This window comes from Microbacterium halophytorum (genome assembly GCF_002970975.1).
GTDB lineage: Bacteria > Actinomycetota > Actinomycetes > Actinomycetales > Microbacteriaceae > Microbacterium > Microbacterium halophytorum.
The window spans coordinates 158,193-171,899 of the sequence record NZ_PNFA01000008.1 but is presented as its reverse complement, the minus strand read 5'-3'; the positions used below and the strand labels follow the sequence as shown (position 1 = coordinate 171,899).

Genomic DNA, 13,707 nt, shown 5'->3' with positions numbered 1-13,707 from the left:
GGGGCGACATGACGGTGCCGAGCATGCCCGACCGCCCCGACCTGCCGCCGCCCGGTTCGCCCCGCCCCGAGGAGCTCCTCGTGGCACGGTTCCGCCCGCAGGCCCGCTCGCTGACTTGGTCGGCGCTCGCCCTGATCGCGATCTCCGCCGCGGCGGGGTACGGCTGGGACAACCTGCCTGGCGGGGTCGGGGACTGGGCCATCCTCGCGGCGGCCGCGGGGCTCGTGCTGCTGCTCGTCGTCGTGCCGTGGCTCGTCTGGCGGTCTCGCGTCTACACGCTGACGACCCGGCGCGTCATCGCGCGGCGCGGCCTGTTCGGTCAGCACTCCGTCGAGGTGACGCACGCGAGCGGATACACCGTTGAAACGCGGCGCGGCCTCTGGCAGCGCATGTGGGGCACGGGAACCCTCACGCTCTCGGTCGGCGCCGGCGGCCCGGACGACGGCGACGACGCGGGTCGGGTCGTGCTGACGAACGTGCCGCGACCCCGGCTGGTCGCCGAGGCGCTCGCCGATCAGGTCGAGATCAACCAGATCCTCGATCACCGAGAGGCCGAGACGGCGGCGTACGCCGCGACCCCCGCCGACTGACGCGCGACGCGCGCCGCCGTGCGGAGCCGTTGCCGTGCGCGCGGGAAGGTGCGATTCGCGCGGTCGCCGCGACCCCTGCTCCGCGAGGACACTCTGCGCGCGCGTTCAGCACGCTCGAGCGATCGCGGAACCGGCGGCGACCATCGCGCCGAAGTGAGTGTGGGCATATATGCCCGCTGACCAGAGGTTTCTTCGTCTTTCGGGCGGTGTCGGCCTATGATTCTGAACGGAGATTCCGTTATATAGGAGGTCAGTGTGTCGGAGAAGCCGGGTTTCTTTCAGCGCCCCATGTCGCGCATCGTCGGCGCGGTGATCGGAGGTGTGGCGCTCGTGGTCGGGATGGCGGTGGGAGCCGCCATCGGCGCGTCCGGGCAGGCGGACCAGGTGCAGGAGCTCGAAGCGGCGAACGCGCAGGTTTCGGAACGGCTCGAACGGGCACAGGTCGCTGAGAAGGAGGCGGAGTCGGTCGCCGTTGCGGCGGGCGAAGAGGCCGACGAGCTGCGCACGCAGGTCACTGAACTCGAGAACGAACTCGCCTCGGTGACGAAGAAGGTCGGCGAGCAGCGGGAGAAGGCTGAAGAGGCGACGGCTCTCGTGGCGGAGCGCGATGCGCGCATCCAGGAGCTCGAGGCGCAGATGGCCGCGGCGGTCGCTCCGCAGAGCGATGCGTCGCAGCACGACGCCACGCAGAGCGGCGGATCCGCGTCCACCGGGCCATTCCAGAACTGCACCGAGGCGCGCAGTGCGGGGGCGACTCCTCTCTATGCGGGGAATCCGGGTTACGGATCCCACCTCGATCGCGATGGCGACGGTGTCGCGTGCGAGTAGATGTGTAGCGGGCGGTCACAGCGATCGTCCGGGTTCCCTCCCTTTTCCTGGGGCAGAGCGCCGTCGGAACGCGCTCATGAGCTGGTGGGTGGGGCGGCGGTGATCTCGGCGGGCGGGGCGGGCTGAGTGTTGCGCCGAAGCGGGGAATACTCTTCCTGCGGGCCTGTTGTACTTGATACAGATGCGCTCAAGTCGGTAAACTTGAGGCGTAGGCACTCAAGTATCAGGAGGGCTCATGGCCAGCTTCCCGCAGGACGGCTTCGACGACTTCCTCGCCCGCTATCTTCAGGGCGAGCGCGCGAGGCAGTCGCGTTCGTTCGACCTCACCCGCTTCCTCACGAAGCGCACGCAGGAGACCCTGCAGCGTGCCGGGGCGTTCGCGCTCGGCCGCGGCCAGCGCGAGCTCGATGCGCTCCATGTGCTGCGCGTCCTGCTCGACGACGAGACAGTGGCGGGCGCGGCGGCGCGCGCGGGCGCCGATGTCGATGCGCTGAAGAGCGCAGCGGAAGACGGCCTGCCGGCATCCGGGGAGGCCGTCGACGCCGACAACGCATCGCTCACGGCCGCCGTCCAGCGCGCGCTCTTCCACGCGTACCAGGTCGCACGCTCGTCGGGCTCGACGTACATCGAGCCCGAGCACATCTTCTTCGCGCTCGTGCTGGCACAGGACACCGCTTCCGGCCGCATCCTCGCGTCGGGCGGCGTCACGCCCGAATCGCTGACGCAGTCGGCGCGCGAGCAGATGCAGCCGACCGGTGCGCCAGCGCGCGAGCAGGGCGAGGCCGAGTCGATGCTCGCAAAATACGGCGTCGACCTGACGGCTCGCGCCGAAGAGGGCCTGATCGACCCGGTGATCGGCCGCACGGACGAGACCGAGCAGACGATCGAGATCCTCTCGCGGCGCACCAAGAACAACCCCGTGCTGGTCGGCGAGGCCGGCGTGGGCAAGACGGCGATCGTCGAGGGTCTCGCCCGTGCGATCGTCGCGGGCGAGGTCCCGGAGCAGCTCAAGGGCAAGCGCGTGATCTCGCTCGACCTGCCCGGCATGCTCTCGGGCGCGCGCTACCGCGGCGACTTCGAAGAGCGGCTCACCAAGACGATGGAGGAGGTCGCAGGCAGCACGGATGACCTCATCCTGTTCCTCGACGAGATCCACACCGTCGTCGGCGCGGGCGCGGGCGGCGACGGCGCCATGGACGCCGGCAACATCCTCAAGCCGCGCCTGGCCCGCGGCGAGCTGCACCTCGTCGGCGCCACGACGCTGAAGGAGTTCCGCACGATCGAGAAGGACGCCGCCCTCGCACGCCGGTTCCAGCCGGTGACGGTCGGCGAGCCGTCGATCGACGACGCGATCGAGATCCTCCGCGGTCTGCGCGACGCGTATCAGGAGCATCACCGCGTGGTCTACACCGACGACGCGCTGCGCGCGGCCGTCGAGCTGAGCGACCGCTACCTCACCGAGCGCGTACTGCCCGACAAGGCGATCGACCTGATCGACCAAGCCGGTGCGCGCCTGCGCCTGCGCACGGGCCCGGCCGTCGACACGAGCGGGCTGATGCAGAAACTCGCCGAGCTCGAGGCCGACAAGAACGCGGCCGTCGCGGCGGAGCGGTACGAGGACGCCCTGCGCATCCGCGACGAGATCGCCGAGACGCAGCGGGCGATCGATCAGGCGGGGTCCGCCGACCTGACGATCGGTGAGGCCGAGATCGCCGAGGTCATCAGCCGCGCCACGGGCATCCCCACCAGCCGCATCACGGAGGGCGAGCGCGAGCGCCTGGCCGGGCTCGAGTCCGAGCTGCACGAGCGCGTCGTCGCGCAGGACGACGCCGTCGCGGCCGTCGCCCGCTCGATCCGGCGCAGCCGCACGGGCATGGGCGACGCGCGCCGGCCCGTCGGCTCGTTCCTCTTCCTCGGCCCGACGGGCGTGGGCAAGACGGAGCTGGCCAAGGCGCTCGCCGCGAGCCTGTTCGACGACTCCACGGCCGTCGTGCGGTTCGACATGAGCGAGTTCGGCGAGCGGCACACGGTGTCGCGCCTGGTCGGCGCCCCTCCGGGATACGTCGGCTACGACGAGGCGGGCCAGCTCACCGAGCGCGTGCGCCGCAACCCGTACTCGATCGTGCTGTTCGACGAGATCGAGAAGGCGCATCCGGATGTCTTCAACCTGCTGCTGCAGGTTCTCGACGACGGGCGCCTGACCGACGGCCAGGGCCGCACCGTCGACTTCCGGAACACCGTGATCGTGATGACGTCGAACCTCGGCAGCGAGTACCTCGCGGCCCGCGGCGGCGCGATCGGCTTCTCGGCGAGCGGCTCGGAGTACGACGAGCAGGACTTGCGCGATCGCGTGATGGGCAAGCTCCGCGAGGCGATGCGACCGGAGTTCCTGAACCGCATCGACGAGATCGTGATGTTCCGCAAGCTCGGCCGCGCCGAGCTGCAGGAGATCGTCTCGCTCCTGCTGGGCGCGACGCGCGACCGGCTGGCCGCGCGCGACATCGCGCTCGACGTCGCGCCGGCGGCGATCGAGTGGCTCGCCGAGCACGGCTACGAGCCCGAGTACGGCGCGCGGCCGCTGCGCCGCCTCATCCAGCGCGAGATCGACGACCGCATCGCCGACCTCTTCGTCTCGGGCGACCTCGTCGACGGCGGCGCCGTGCGCGTCGACGCCGCGGGCGGCGAGCTCACCGTGACGGCGCCCGAGGAGCTGCCGCTGGCCGCGTAGGCCGGCACGGGAGCCGCGCCTGTCGTTCATCCGGATGGACGACAGGCGCGGTTTCGTATACGCGGGATAACGGATTGCGCGCAATCCGAGACACGCGGCGCCTCCGGCGCTATCTTGAACCTATGAATTCGCTCACAACCGCGCAGTCCGCTGCCCACACCGCGACGATGTACGACGACTCAGGCATGGGGGTCCTCGGCGTGCTGCTCGCCGGGATGGGAGTCGCGAGCTGGCTCGTGATCGTCGCGCTCTACGTGCTGGTCGCGATCGGCCTGTGGAAGATGTTCGCGAAGGCGGGCCTGCCGGGCATCCTCGGCATCATCCCGATCGTGAACCTCGTCTTCCTGCTGAAGATCGCACGGCTGAACATGTGGCTCGCCCTTCTGTACCTCGTGCCAATCGCGAACATCGTGCTGGCGATCATCGTCGCGCTCAAGGTCGGCCGAAACTTCGGCCACGGGGCGGCCTTCTCGGTCTTCCTGCTCTGGCTGTTCCCGGTCATCGGCTACCTGATCGTCGGCTTCGGCGGCGACCAGTACCGCCCGGTCGAGCCGCGCCCGGCGTACTGACGACTCGCGCGAGCGCCCCGGTCCGATCGGACCGGGGCGCTCGTCGTCGCGGCAGGGCGGGCCGGCGTTTTCGCGCGCGGGCGGCCGCGGGCATAGCATCGGTTCGCCCGGGCGCAGTCGCGGGTGCGAGGGGAGTGAGTGTGTCGGGAACCGAGATCCTGCGGCTGGAAGCCGTCGACGTCGTCCGGAGCGGGCGCCGGATCCTCACGGGGATCGACCTCGCCATCCGCTCGGGGGAGCATTGGGCGCTGATCGGAGCGAACGGCGCGGGCAAGTCGACGATGCTCAGCATGTGCGGTGCGGAGCAGCACCCGACGCGCGGCAGCGTGACGGTGCTGGGGCACCAGCTCGGCCGCGTCGAGATCCGCAAGCTGCGCGAGTCGATCGGGCACGTCAACCCCCGCCTGCAGATCCAGCCGCGGCTGACGCTCACGCAGGTCGTGCTCACGGGCGCGACGGGCACGGCGTCGCTCATGAACCGGTGGGAGCCGGATGACGCGCTGATCGCGCGCGCCGGCGAGCTGATCGAGCTGCTCGGGCTCGGCGCGAAGCGCGACGTCGTCTGGGCGACGATGTCGCAGGGCGAGCGGGGTCGGGCGTTGATCGCGCGGGCGTTGCTGAACGACCCTCCGCTGCTGCTCCTCGACGAGCCGTCCACGGGGCTCGACGTCGCCGCGCGCGAGCAGCTGCTCGAGACGCTCGACCACCTGCACCACACCCATCCCGACCTCGCGACCGTGCTGGTGACGCACCACATGGAGGAGCTGCCGGAATCCACGACGCACGCGGCCCTCATCAAGGACGGCCGCCTCACCGCCCAGGGCCCGGCGACGGACGTGCTCACGACAGAGCGGGTCTCGGACGCGTTCGACCACGCCATCCGGATCGACTACGCCGACGGCCGCTGGCAGGCCCGCGCCGGGCGCGCGGTGCTGCTGGCGTAGACCGGGGGCGGGCGGCGCCTACGATGGATCGGTGAGCCGAAAGATCATCCTCGACGTCGATACGGGCATCGACGACTCCCTGGCCGTGCTGACGGCGGCCGTGTCCATCCGGGTCGACCTGGTCGGCTGCACCACGACGTGGGGCAACGTCGACGTCGAGACGGCGACGCGCAATACCGCTGCGCTGCTCGAGCTCGCGGAGATCGACGGCGTGCCCGTTGCTGCGGGTGCCGCAGGGCCGCTGAATGGCGCGGCGCCCGGCTACGCGCGCCACGTGCACGGCGACGACGGGCAGGGCGGGCACGCGCTCGACCTCGACGGCGTTCCGGTGTCGGGCGAGACGGCGGCCGAGCTGATCATCCGGCTCAGCCACGAGCACGCCGGCGAGCTGCACCTCGTGGCCGTCGGGCCGCTGACGAACCTCGCGCTCGCGCTCGAGGCCGACCCGACGCTGCCGGAGCGGGTGCCCGAAGTGACGATCATGGGCGGCGCGTTCGGCGTGCCCGGCAACATCACTCCCGTCGCTGAGGCGAACATCATCGGCGACCCGGAGGCCGCCCAGCGCGTGATCGATGCGGCGTGGTCGTGCACCTTCGTCGGGCTCGACGTCACGATGGAGCACCTGCTCACGGAGGAGCACCGGGCGCAGCTGAACGCGGGCGGCGAGATCGGGCGGCACTGCGGGGCCATCCTCGACCACTACTTCGACTTCTACGCCGACGTCACGGGCACGCGCTGCGCCGCGAACCACGACGCGCTCGCGCTCGGCGTTGCGTGCGGCAAGGCGGCGCTGGGCCTCGCCCCGACCGTCCGGATGCAGATCGACACGACCGACGGCCCCGGTCGCGGCCAGACGATCGCCGACCGCCGCCCGATGTACGAGGGGTGGCCGACCCCGCGCGGTGCCCGCCACCGCATCGCGCTCGAGGTCGACGAGGGGTACACCGACTGGATGGTGCAGCTGCTCGCGGCGGCGTGATCGGTATCGCAGTTGTGACGCCTGAATCCACGGGAATCGAGCAACAAGTGAGATAGCGACGGGCGGGGCCGGGTCAACCCAGGCGGCCGCGCGACGTCAGCGCAGCGCGCACGCGCGCGGCGAGCTCCTCGGGGCGGGCGTAGAGGTCCGCGGTGATCTCGATGACGATCCAGCCCGCGGCGCGCAAACGCGCGAGGCGCTCCACGTCGTGTGCGTAGGTGTCGGCGTGCTGCCGGCCCTGGTACTCCAGCGCGATGCGCTGCTGCTCGTACACCATGTCGACGCAACCGAGGAAGGCCCCTTGCCCGTCGAAGACGTCTCGGTTGAGGGACGGTTCGGGCAGCCCGGCGGCCAACAGGATCAGGCGGGAGCCCGTCTCGCGCGGCGACCACGAGTCGAGCCGCGTCAGGCTCAGCGACTGTCGGAGCCGCGCGGCGCCCCGCCTCTGGCCCGCGTCGAGAGCTCGCCGCATCTGCTCGGGAGTCGCTAGCGGCGGGCGGCCAGGAGAGGGGCGCCCGACCCCTTCGCGCCAGACACGGCAGATGTGGTCGCCGAGGGCGGTGAGGTCGGCGACGCTCCACGCACCCAGCGCGGCCCAGGTCGATGCCGGGGAAGTGACGCGCAGCCCGTTCTTCGTGCACACGGTCGTGAGCCGTCGGTCCAGACGGTGTCCGCGGACTCCGGCCATCCGGCGGACAGAGCCTTCGTGCACCGACACGTGCAGCACGCCGAGGTCGCTCCGGGCAGGGAGGGGAGCGCTCCAGATGACCGCAGCGGTTTCGTGGCTGAAGAACTCATCGGGGCGCAGTGCGGTTGCGAGGTCGCGCGCCCGGAGCAGCAGCTCTGTCCGTGCGGCGCGCGGATCGCTCGGGTATCGGCTGGGAAGCTCTCTGGCGGTACGCACACCGCGGAACGGCGCAGCGAGGTCCCGACCGCGCAGCCGCGACCGCGTGACGCCGAGCTCGCGCGCGTGCGCACACGTGAACCGTTCGCCGAGCTCGGCGGGAATGCGGGTGCGTCGCGGCATGGCACCACGGTGTCACCCCGCAGCCCCGGACCGGCGTTGTCCACACCCCGGTTCACCCCGGGGACCGGATTATCCCCAAGCGATCTGCATCGCTATCGCAGTTGTTGCGCCAGAACCGGGCGCTGTACCGCAACGAGTGAGATAGCGATGAGCGCGGCGGCGCCTGCGGCGGGTGTCCCTCAGGCGATCGCGTCGAGGGGCACCGCTGGGTCGGCGAGGCGAGCGTCCGACACCTCGACGCGGTCGCGGATGAGCCGCTGCACCTCTTCGTTGACGTCCCAGACATTGACGTTCATGCCGGCAACGACGCGGCCGGCTGCGACCCAGAGCGCGACGAACTCGCGAGCGTCGAGGTCGCCGCGGACGATCACGCGGGCGCCCGGCATCAGCGGCGCGTAGCCCGAGAACTCCATGCCGAGGTCGTACTGGTCTGTGAAGAAGTAGGGGATGTCGTCGTGCACGGCGTCGCCGCCGAGCATGTTCGCCGCCGCGACCTTCGCGGTCGCGATCGCGGTCGCCCAGTGCTCGGTGCGCAGCCGCTCGCCGAGCACGGGGTGCACGGGGTTCGCGCAGTCACCCGCGGCGAAGACCCCCGTCACCGACGTGCGCATGTGCTCGTCGACGAAGACGCCGCCGTCGACGGCGGCCCCGGCGGTCTCGGCGAGCGCCGTGTCCGGAACCGCGCCGATGCCCACGATGGCGAGGTCGGCGGGGATCGTCTCGTCGCCCGCGCGCACGCCCGTCGCCGCACCGTCGGGACCCGTCTCGATCGCCGTGACGCGGCGGCCGGGCAGGAACTCGACGCCGTGCTCGCGGTGCAGCCGCAGGAAGACATCGCCCATCTCGTCGCCGAGGGCCTTCGCGAGCGGCACGCGGTCGGGGGAGAGGATCGTGACGTCGTTGCCGAACTCGCGCGCGGCGGCAGCGGTCTCGAGCCCGATCCATCCGGAGCCGACGACTACGACGCGGCGCCCTCCGTCGCTCAGCTCCGCGCGCAGGGCGTCGGAATCGTCGAGCGTGCGCAGCCGCCGCACGTTCGGCGCGTCGGCGCCTGGCACGTCCAGCCGGCGCGCGGCAGCACCCGTCGCGAGGAGGATGCGGTCGTACGAGAGCTCGGCACCGCTGTCGAGGGCGACGACGCCGCCGCCGATGCGGTGCGCCGGGTCGCCCAGGTGCAGCGTGACGCCGTGCGCGGCCTCCCAACCGGCCTCGTGCGCGTAGACGGCGTCGAGCCCTTCCCTGCCGAGCAGGTAGCCCTTCGACAGCGGCGGGCGCTCGTAGGGCCGCCGCGCCTCGGCCGTGACGAGGTCGATCTCGCCCTCGAATCCGCGCTCCCTGAGCTCTGCAACGGCGGTTGCGGCCGCGAGGCCGCCTCCGATCACGACGATGCGCATGATGACACCTTCTTCCCGAGGGGTCTGCTCACGCTATCGCCGGCGGCGCTCACGGGGAACCCCCGCGGGCGCCGGTCAGCCGCGGCGCGCGGTGTACTGCTCCCGGATGACGGGGCGCGGGTCGGTCGTCGGCTCGCCCAGGAGGCTCACGGGCCACTCGGGGCGCGCGCCCGTGAGCGCCCATGCCGCCTGCAGCGCCGCCCCGGCGGCGACGTACTCGCCGGGCTCGGGGCGGGCGACGGGGGCGTCGAAGACCTGGGCAGCGATCGCCGCGACGGCCTCGCTCTGGGCCGCGCCGCCGATCAGCAGGATGCGCTCGGCGTCGACGCCGTGGCGGCGCACGGCGTCGAGGCCCTCCGCGAGCCCGCACAGCACGCCCTCGATCGCGGCGCGCGCGAGGTTCTCGCGGGTCGTCGACGCGAGCGTCATCCCGAACAGCGTCGCGGTCGCGTCAGGCAGGTTCGGGGTGCGCTCTCCCTCGAACCAGGGCTGCAGCACCAGGCCGTCGGCGCCCGGCACGGCCGCGAGCGCCAGGCGTGCGAGCTCGCCGTGGTCGACGCCGAGCAGCCGCGCCGTCGCGTCGAGAACACGGGCGCCGTTGATCGTCGTCACGAGCGGCAGGAACCGCCCCGTGGCATCGGCGAAGCCCGCGACAGTCCCCGTCTCGTCGCGCACGGCGACGTCGGTGACGGCGGCCACGGTCCCGGATGTCCCGATCGAGACCACGACATCGCCCGCGCCCGCACCGAGCCCGAGCGCGGCCGCCGCGTTGTCGCCGGCGCCGGCCCCGACGCGCATCCCGTTCGGGCCGTCGACCGACTCGTCCGGTGCGAGGACGCGCGGCAGGACGACGTCGCTCGCGTCGCGGCGCAGCGCGCGCGAGAGCAGGTCGAGGTCGTACTCGCCCGTCGTCGGGTCGAAGTAGTTCGTGCCGCTCGCATCCGAGCGGTCGGTGACGAGCTCGGTCAGCACGGCCCCGTGCTCCGATTCGCCCGCGGGGCCGTACCCGCGCAGGCGCCAGGTCAGCCAGTCGTGCGGGAGTGCCACGGCGGCGACGCGCGCCGCGTTCTCCGGCTCGTTGTCGGCGAGCCAGCGCAGCTTCGTGGCCGTGAACGAGGCGACGGGCACGAGCGACGTGCGCTCGGCGAGTGCGGCGCGGCCGACCTCGGCGATCAGGTCCTCGGCGGCACCGGCCGACCGGGTGTCGTTCCAGAGCAGCGCCGGCCGGATGACGCGGCCATCGGCGTCGAGCGCGACCATGCCGTGCTGCTGGCCGCCGACGGCGAGCGCGGCGACGTCGTCGAGCCCTCCCGCCTCGGCGATCGCCGTCTCGAGGGCTGCCCACCATTCCTGCGGGTCGACCTCGGTCCCATCCGGGTGCGAGGCGCGCCCCTGGCGCACGATGGCGCCCGTTCCGAGGTCGCGGATGATCAGTTTGCAGCTCTGCGTCGAGGAGTCCACACCGGCAACGAGTGTCATAGCCCCGAGCCTACCGAGGTGCGGAACGAAAACGTTATTCCTTCAGGCGCACGAGGCGCTCGTGGCCCGATTCGCTCAGCTCGGCGATCTCGTCGTGCGAGCGCAGGAAGGCGTTGAACGAGCGGAAGCCGAGGCCCTTCTCGCTGAACGACGGGTCCATGCGGCGCATGTGCTGCTTCACGGCGGAGGCGTGCAGCCACTCGGCGTCGTCGTTCTTGTCGCGACCCCCGAGCTCGAGCGCGCGGTGCAGCAGTTTCGCCGCCGACTCGGCGGGGTCGGGCTCCGGCTCCTCTGCGGGCTTTCGGCGCCGCCGGCGCGGCTTGGCCTCCTCGGCCGCCGGCGCGTCATCGGGCTTCGTCTCTTCGGCTTTCGCCGCCGGCTTCTTGCGCTTCGGCTTCTCGGGCATGACGACGCCGGGGAGCGTGTCGTAGGCATCGAACTCGTCACAGGCGGCCGCGAGCGACTTCGCGGTCGAGCCGGCGACGCCCACGCCGACGACGTGCCGGCCGAGGCGACGGACGCGCTGGGCGAGGGGGACGTAGTCGCTGTCGCCGCCGACGATGACGACGTGCGTCAGGTCGGGCAGGCGGAACATGTCCTCCACGGCGTCGACCGCGAGACGGATGTCGGCGCCGTTCTTCGCGTACGCGGCCGCGGGGAACAGCTGCACGAGGTCGACGGCGCGGGCCACGAGCTGCTGGCGGTAGTCGGCGTTCACGGGCGACGACCAGTCGGCGTACGCGCGCGTGAGCACCATCGTGCCGAACGACGAGGCGTAGTCGATGATCGCGCCCACGTCGATCCTGGCGATCTGCAGCCGCTCCGCGATCTCGGGGTCGGAGGCGTCCTCCGCGATCTTCGCGCGGTCCCTCGAGTACGCGTTGCGGCCATGCACGCGGTCGTACCAGCTCATCACGATGTTGTCGAAGTCGAGATACACCGCAACGCGAGGGTCAGCCATACCTCCGACCCTACTCCGGCGCCCCTGGGGGACTACACCACCCGGTCGAGCGCCTGCCTCAGGTCGTCGATCAGCTCCGCGGGGTCTTCGAGCCCGATCGAGAGCCGGATGGTCGCGAACGAGATGCCGGCATCGGCGAGCTGCTTGCGCGTCATGTGGTTGTGCGTCATCGTCGCGGGGTGGCACGTGAGCGTGCGCGCGTCGCCGATGTTGGCGACGATCCGGATGACCCTCAGCGCATCGAGCACCCGCTCAGCCCGCGCGTAGTCGGCCTCGTCGTCGCCCGTGGAGTGCAGGTCGAACGCGTACACGCTGGGCACGCCCGCGGGCAGCAGGCGCTCGGCGTTCTCGTGCCACGGATTGCCGGCGAGGCCGGGGTGGTGCACGGCGGCGACGGCCGGGTGGGTCGCGAGGAACTCGGCGACCGCGAGACCGGACGCGGCGTGGCGGTGGACGCGGAGGTTGAGCGTCTCGATGCCCGTGAGGATCTGGAACGCGTTGAACGGGCTGAGCGCGGGGCCGAGGTCGGCGATGTACTTCGACTTGATGAGCGTCGTGAAGGCGGCCTCGCGGCCGAAGGCCTCCCAGAGCGCGACGCCGCCGAAGCGGAAGCGCGGTTCGGTCAGCTGCGGCCACTTGGCAGGCTCCGCGCCGAAATCGAAGGTGCCGAGGTCGACGACGACGCCGCCGAGCGACGTGCCGTGGCCGCAGAGGAACTTCGTCGCGGAGTGCACGACGAAGTCGGCGCCCAGCTCCTTGGGGCGCTGCAGCACGGGCGTCGCGACGGTGCTGTCGACGACGAGCGGCACGCCGGCGGCGTGTGCGATCTCCGCGACGGCAGGCATGTCGAGGACCTGCGCGACGGGGTTGGCGACGCCCTCGGCGAAGAACGCGCGCGTCGTGGGGCGCACGGCCGAGCGCCATGCGTCGAGGTCGTCCTGGTCGACGAACGTGACGTCGATGCCGAAGTCGGCGAACGTGTCGTGGAAGAGGTCGACCGACCCGCCGTAGAGGCTGCTCGACGCGACGATGTGCCCGCCGCGGCCCGCGAGCGCGAGCGTCGCGACCGTGGTGGCCGCCTGGCCCGACCCGGTCGCGGCCGCCGAGACACCGCCCTCGAGCTCGGCGATGCGCTTCTCGAGCACCACCTGCGTCGGGTGCGAGTTGCGGCTGTAGATGAAGCCCTTGCGGCGCAGCGCGAACCGCTCGCGCGCCTCACGCAGGTTTGCGAACTGGTACGCCGACGACTGGTGGATCGGCACGCCGACCGTCTGGTGGGTGTGCTCGGCCGGCTCGTACCCCGCACCCAGCTGGGCGGTGACGAAGCCCGCGGGAAGGTGCGTCTGATCCTCGGGATTCACCCCGACATCCTCTCAGCCGCGCCGTATGCGCGCGAACCCCGGTGTAACCGGGGGTCACGCGCGCACGGAACCGGTCCGGGCCGCGGTCGCGGCTTCAGAGGATCAAGGGATTCCGGGTCGACAGCGCGGGAAAATAGCTGAAGTCGCGGTCGGCCGTCCACAGTTCTGAGACGCCGTGCGACAAGCAGATCGCGGCGATGCGCGCATCGTGGACTTTTGGGCCGCGGGCATCGGATGCGTCGAGCAGGCCGGAGAGCCGGGTGAGGTGGTCGGGTGCCTCGGAGAGGAGCGTCGCCGAGGGCAAGCTGCACAGCTCGCGCATCGCCTGCATAGCCAGGGCCGTCGGTGACGGCGGATCGTAGATTCGAGGATGGGTCGACACAGCGAGGAACTCGTGAACGCAGGGCCACGGCAGGCCGAATCGCCGCCCTGATGCGGCGAGTTCCTCGACCGCCGTGCGAGCGCGTTCGTGGTGCGGGCTGTCTTCGCGATGAGCGTAGACGAGGACGTTCGTATCGAGGGCGATCACGATGGCAACCCGTACCCCAGTTCGGTCCATATGCTCGGCTCCACGCCGGGCACGAGGCCGTGCCCGGACACCGTGACGAAGGAGAACGGGTGGGTGGCGCCATGACTCTTTCTGCTCTCGACCGCCGTGTGCAGACCGTCGATCACGAGTTCGCGCAACGTCGTGCCCTGGGCGCGCGCTATCTCGCGGGCCTCAGCGGCGAGTGCGTCGGGCAGATCCACAGTGGTCTTCATACAGGTAACTGTATCAGTGCGCCTGTACTCCCGTACTGCGGGTCTGTCAGTGGGCGGAGCGAGGCGCCGCCGAAAGCCCGGAAGC

At 71.5% G+C, this 13,707-nt stretch carries 13 protein-coding genes; 6 read left to right on the top strand and 7 right to left on the bottom strand.

Translation table 11 applies throughout. From position 1 onward, the window contains the following. Window positions 1–8: 8 nt before the first annotated feature. The 6 genes from C0010_RS10110 (at window position 9) to C0010_RS10085 (ending at window position 6,638) form a co-directional block, all read left to right on the top strand. On the top strand, window positions 9–590 hold the full coding sequence (locus C0010_RS10110) for a PH domain-containing protein (RefSeq protein ID WP_105566952.1): 582 nt from the start codon (window positions 9–11) through the stop codon (window positions 588–590). A gap of 255 nt (window positions 591–845) precedes the next feature. After that, on the top strand, window positions 846–1,418 hold the full coding sequence (locus C0010_RS10105; protein WP_232531904.1) for an excalibur calcium-binding domain-containing protein: 573 nt from the start codon (window positions 846–848) through the stop codon (window positions 1,416–1,418). Between the two features lie 235 nt (window positions 1,419–1,653). After that, complete coding sequence (locus C0010_RS10100; RefSeq protein WP_105566950.1) at window positions 1,654–4,146, top strand: ATP-dependent Clp protease ATP-binding subunit; 2,493 nt, start codon at window positions 1,654–1,656, stop codon at window positions 4,144–4,146. A gap of 122 nt (window positions 4,147–4,268) precedes the next feature. Further along, window positions 4,269–4,715 (top strand): DUF5684 domain-containing protein, encoded by a 447-nt coding sequence (locus tag C0010_RS10095; RefSeq protein WP_232531902.1) that lies wholly within the window; start codon window positions 4,269–4,271, stop codon window positions 4,713–4,715. Between the two features lie 140 nt (window positions 4,716–4,855). Further along, window positions 4,856–5,659, top strand: a complete 804-nt coding sequence (locus C0010_RS10090; RefSeq protein WP_105566949.1) for an ABC transporter ATP-binding protein — start codon at window positions 4,856–4,858, stop codon at window positions 5,657–5,659. 31 nt (window positions 5,660–5,690) lie between these two features. Further along, entirely contained in the window at window positions 5,691–6,638 is a 948-nt protein-coding gene (locus C0010_RS10085; RefSeq protein ID WP_105566948.1) for a nucleoside hydrolase, read from the top strand. A gap of 73 nt (window positions 6,639–6,711) precedes the next feature. On the opposite strand, the gene C0010_RS10080 is transcribed toward C0010_RS10085, so the two are convergent. The 7 genes from C0010_RS10080 to C0010_RS10050 form a co-directional block, all read right to left on the bottom strand. Beyond that, window positions 6,712–7,665 carry a DUF559 domain-containing protein gene (locus C0010_RS10080; protein WP_105566947.1) on the bottom strand — a complete coding sequence of 318 codons (954 nt, stop codon included), beginning with the start codon at window positions 7,663–7,665 and terminating at the stop codon, window positions 6,712–6,714. 179 nt (window positions 7,666–7,844) lie between these two features. Then, complete coding sequence (locus tag C0010_RS10075) at window positions 7,845–9,059, bottom strand: NAD(P)/FAD-dependent oxidoreductase (RefSeq protein WP_105566946.1); 1,215 nt, start codon at window positions 9,057–9,059, stop codon at window positions 7,845–7,847. Between the two features lie 75 nt (window positions 9,060–9,134). Then, window positions 9,135–10,538 (bottom strand): xylulokinase, encoded by a 1,404-nt coding sequence (locus tag C0010_RS10070; RefSeq protein ID WP_105566945.1) that lies wholly within the window; start codon window positions 10,536–10,538, stop codon window positions 9,135–9,137. A 34-nt stretch (window positions 10,539–10,572) separates the two neighbouring features. Beyond that, complete coding sequence (locus tag C0010_RS10065; RefSeq protein WP_105566944.1) at window positions 10,573–11,499, bottom strand: NYN domain-containing protein; 927 nt, start codon at window positions 11,497–11,499, stop codon at window positions 10,573–10,575. Between the two features lie 32 nt (window positions 11,500–11,531). Continuing rightward, a complete protein-coding gene (locus C0010_RS10060) occupies window positions 11,532–12,860 on the bottom strand; it encodes an O-acetylhomoserine aminocarboxypropyltransferase/cysteine synthase family protein (protein WP_105566943.1) in 1,329 nt (442 codons plus the stop codon). Between the two features lie 94 nt (window positions 12,861–12,954). After that, a complete protein-coding gene (locus tag C0010_RS10055) occupies window positions 12,955–13,389 on the bottom strand; it encodes a TA system VapC family ribonuclease toxin (RefSeq protein ID WP_105566942.1) in 435 nt (144 codons plus the stop codon). Then, window positions 13,386–13,622, bottom strand: a complete 237-nt coding sequence (locus C0010_RS10050; RefSeq protein ID WP_105566941.1) for a DUF2191 domain-containing protein — start codon at window positions 13,620–13,622, stop codon at window positions 13,386–13,388. Before C0010_RS10050 ends, C0010_RS10055 begins: the two co-directional genes overlap by 4 nt. Between the last annotated feature and the right edge of the window lie 85 nt (window positions 13,623–13,707).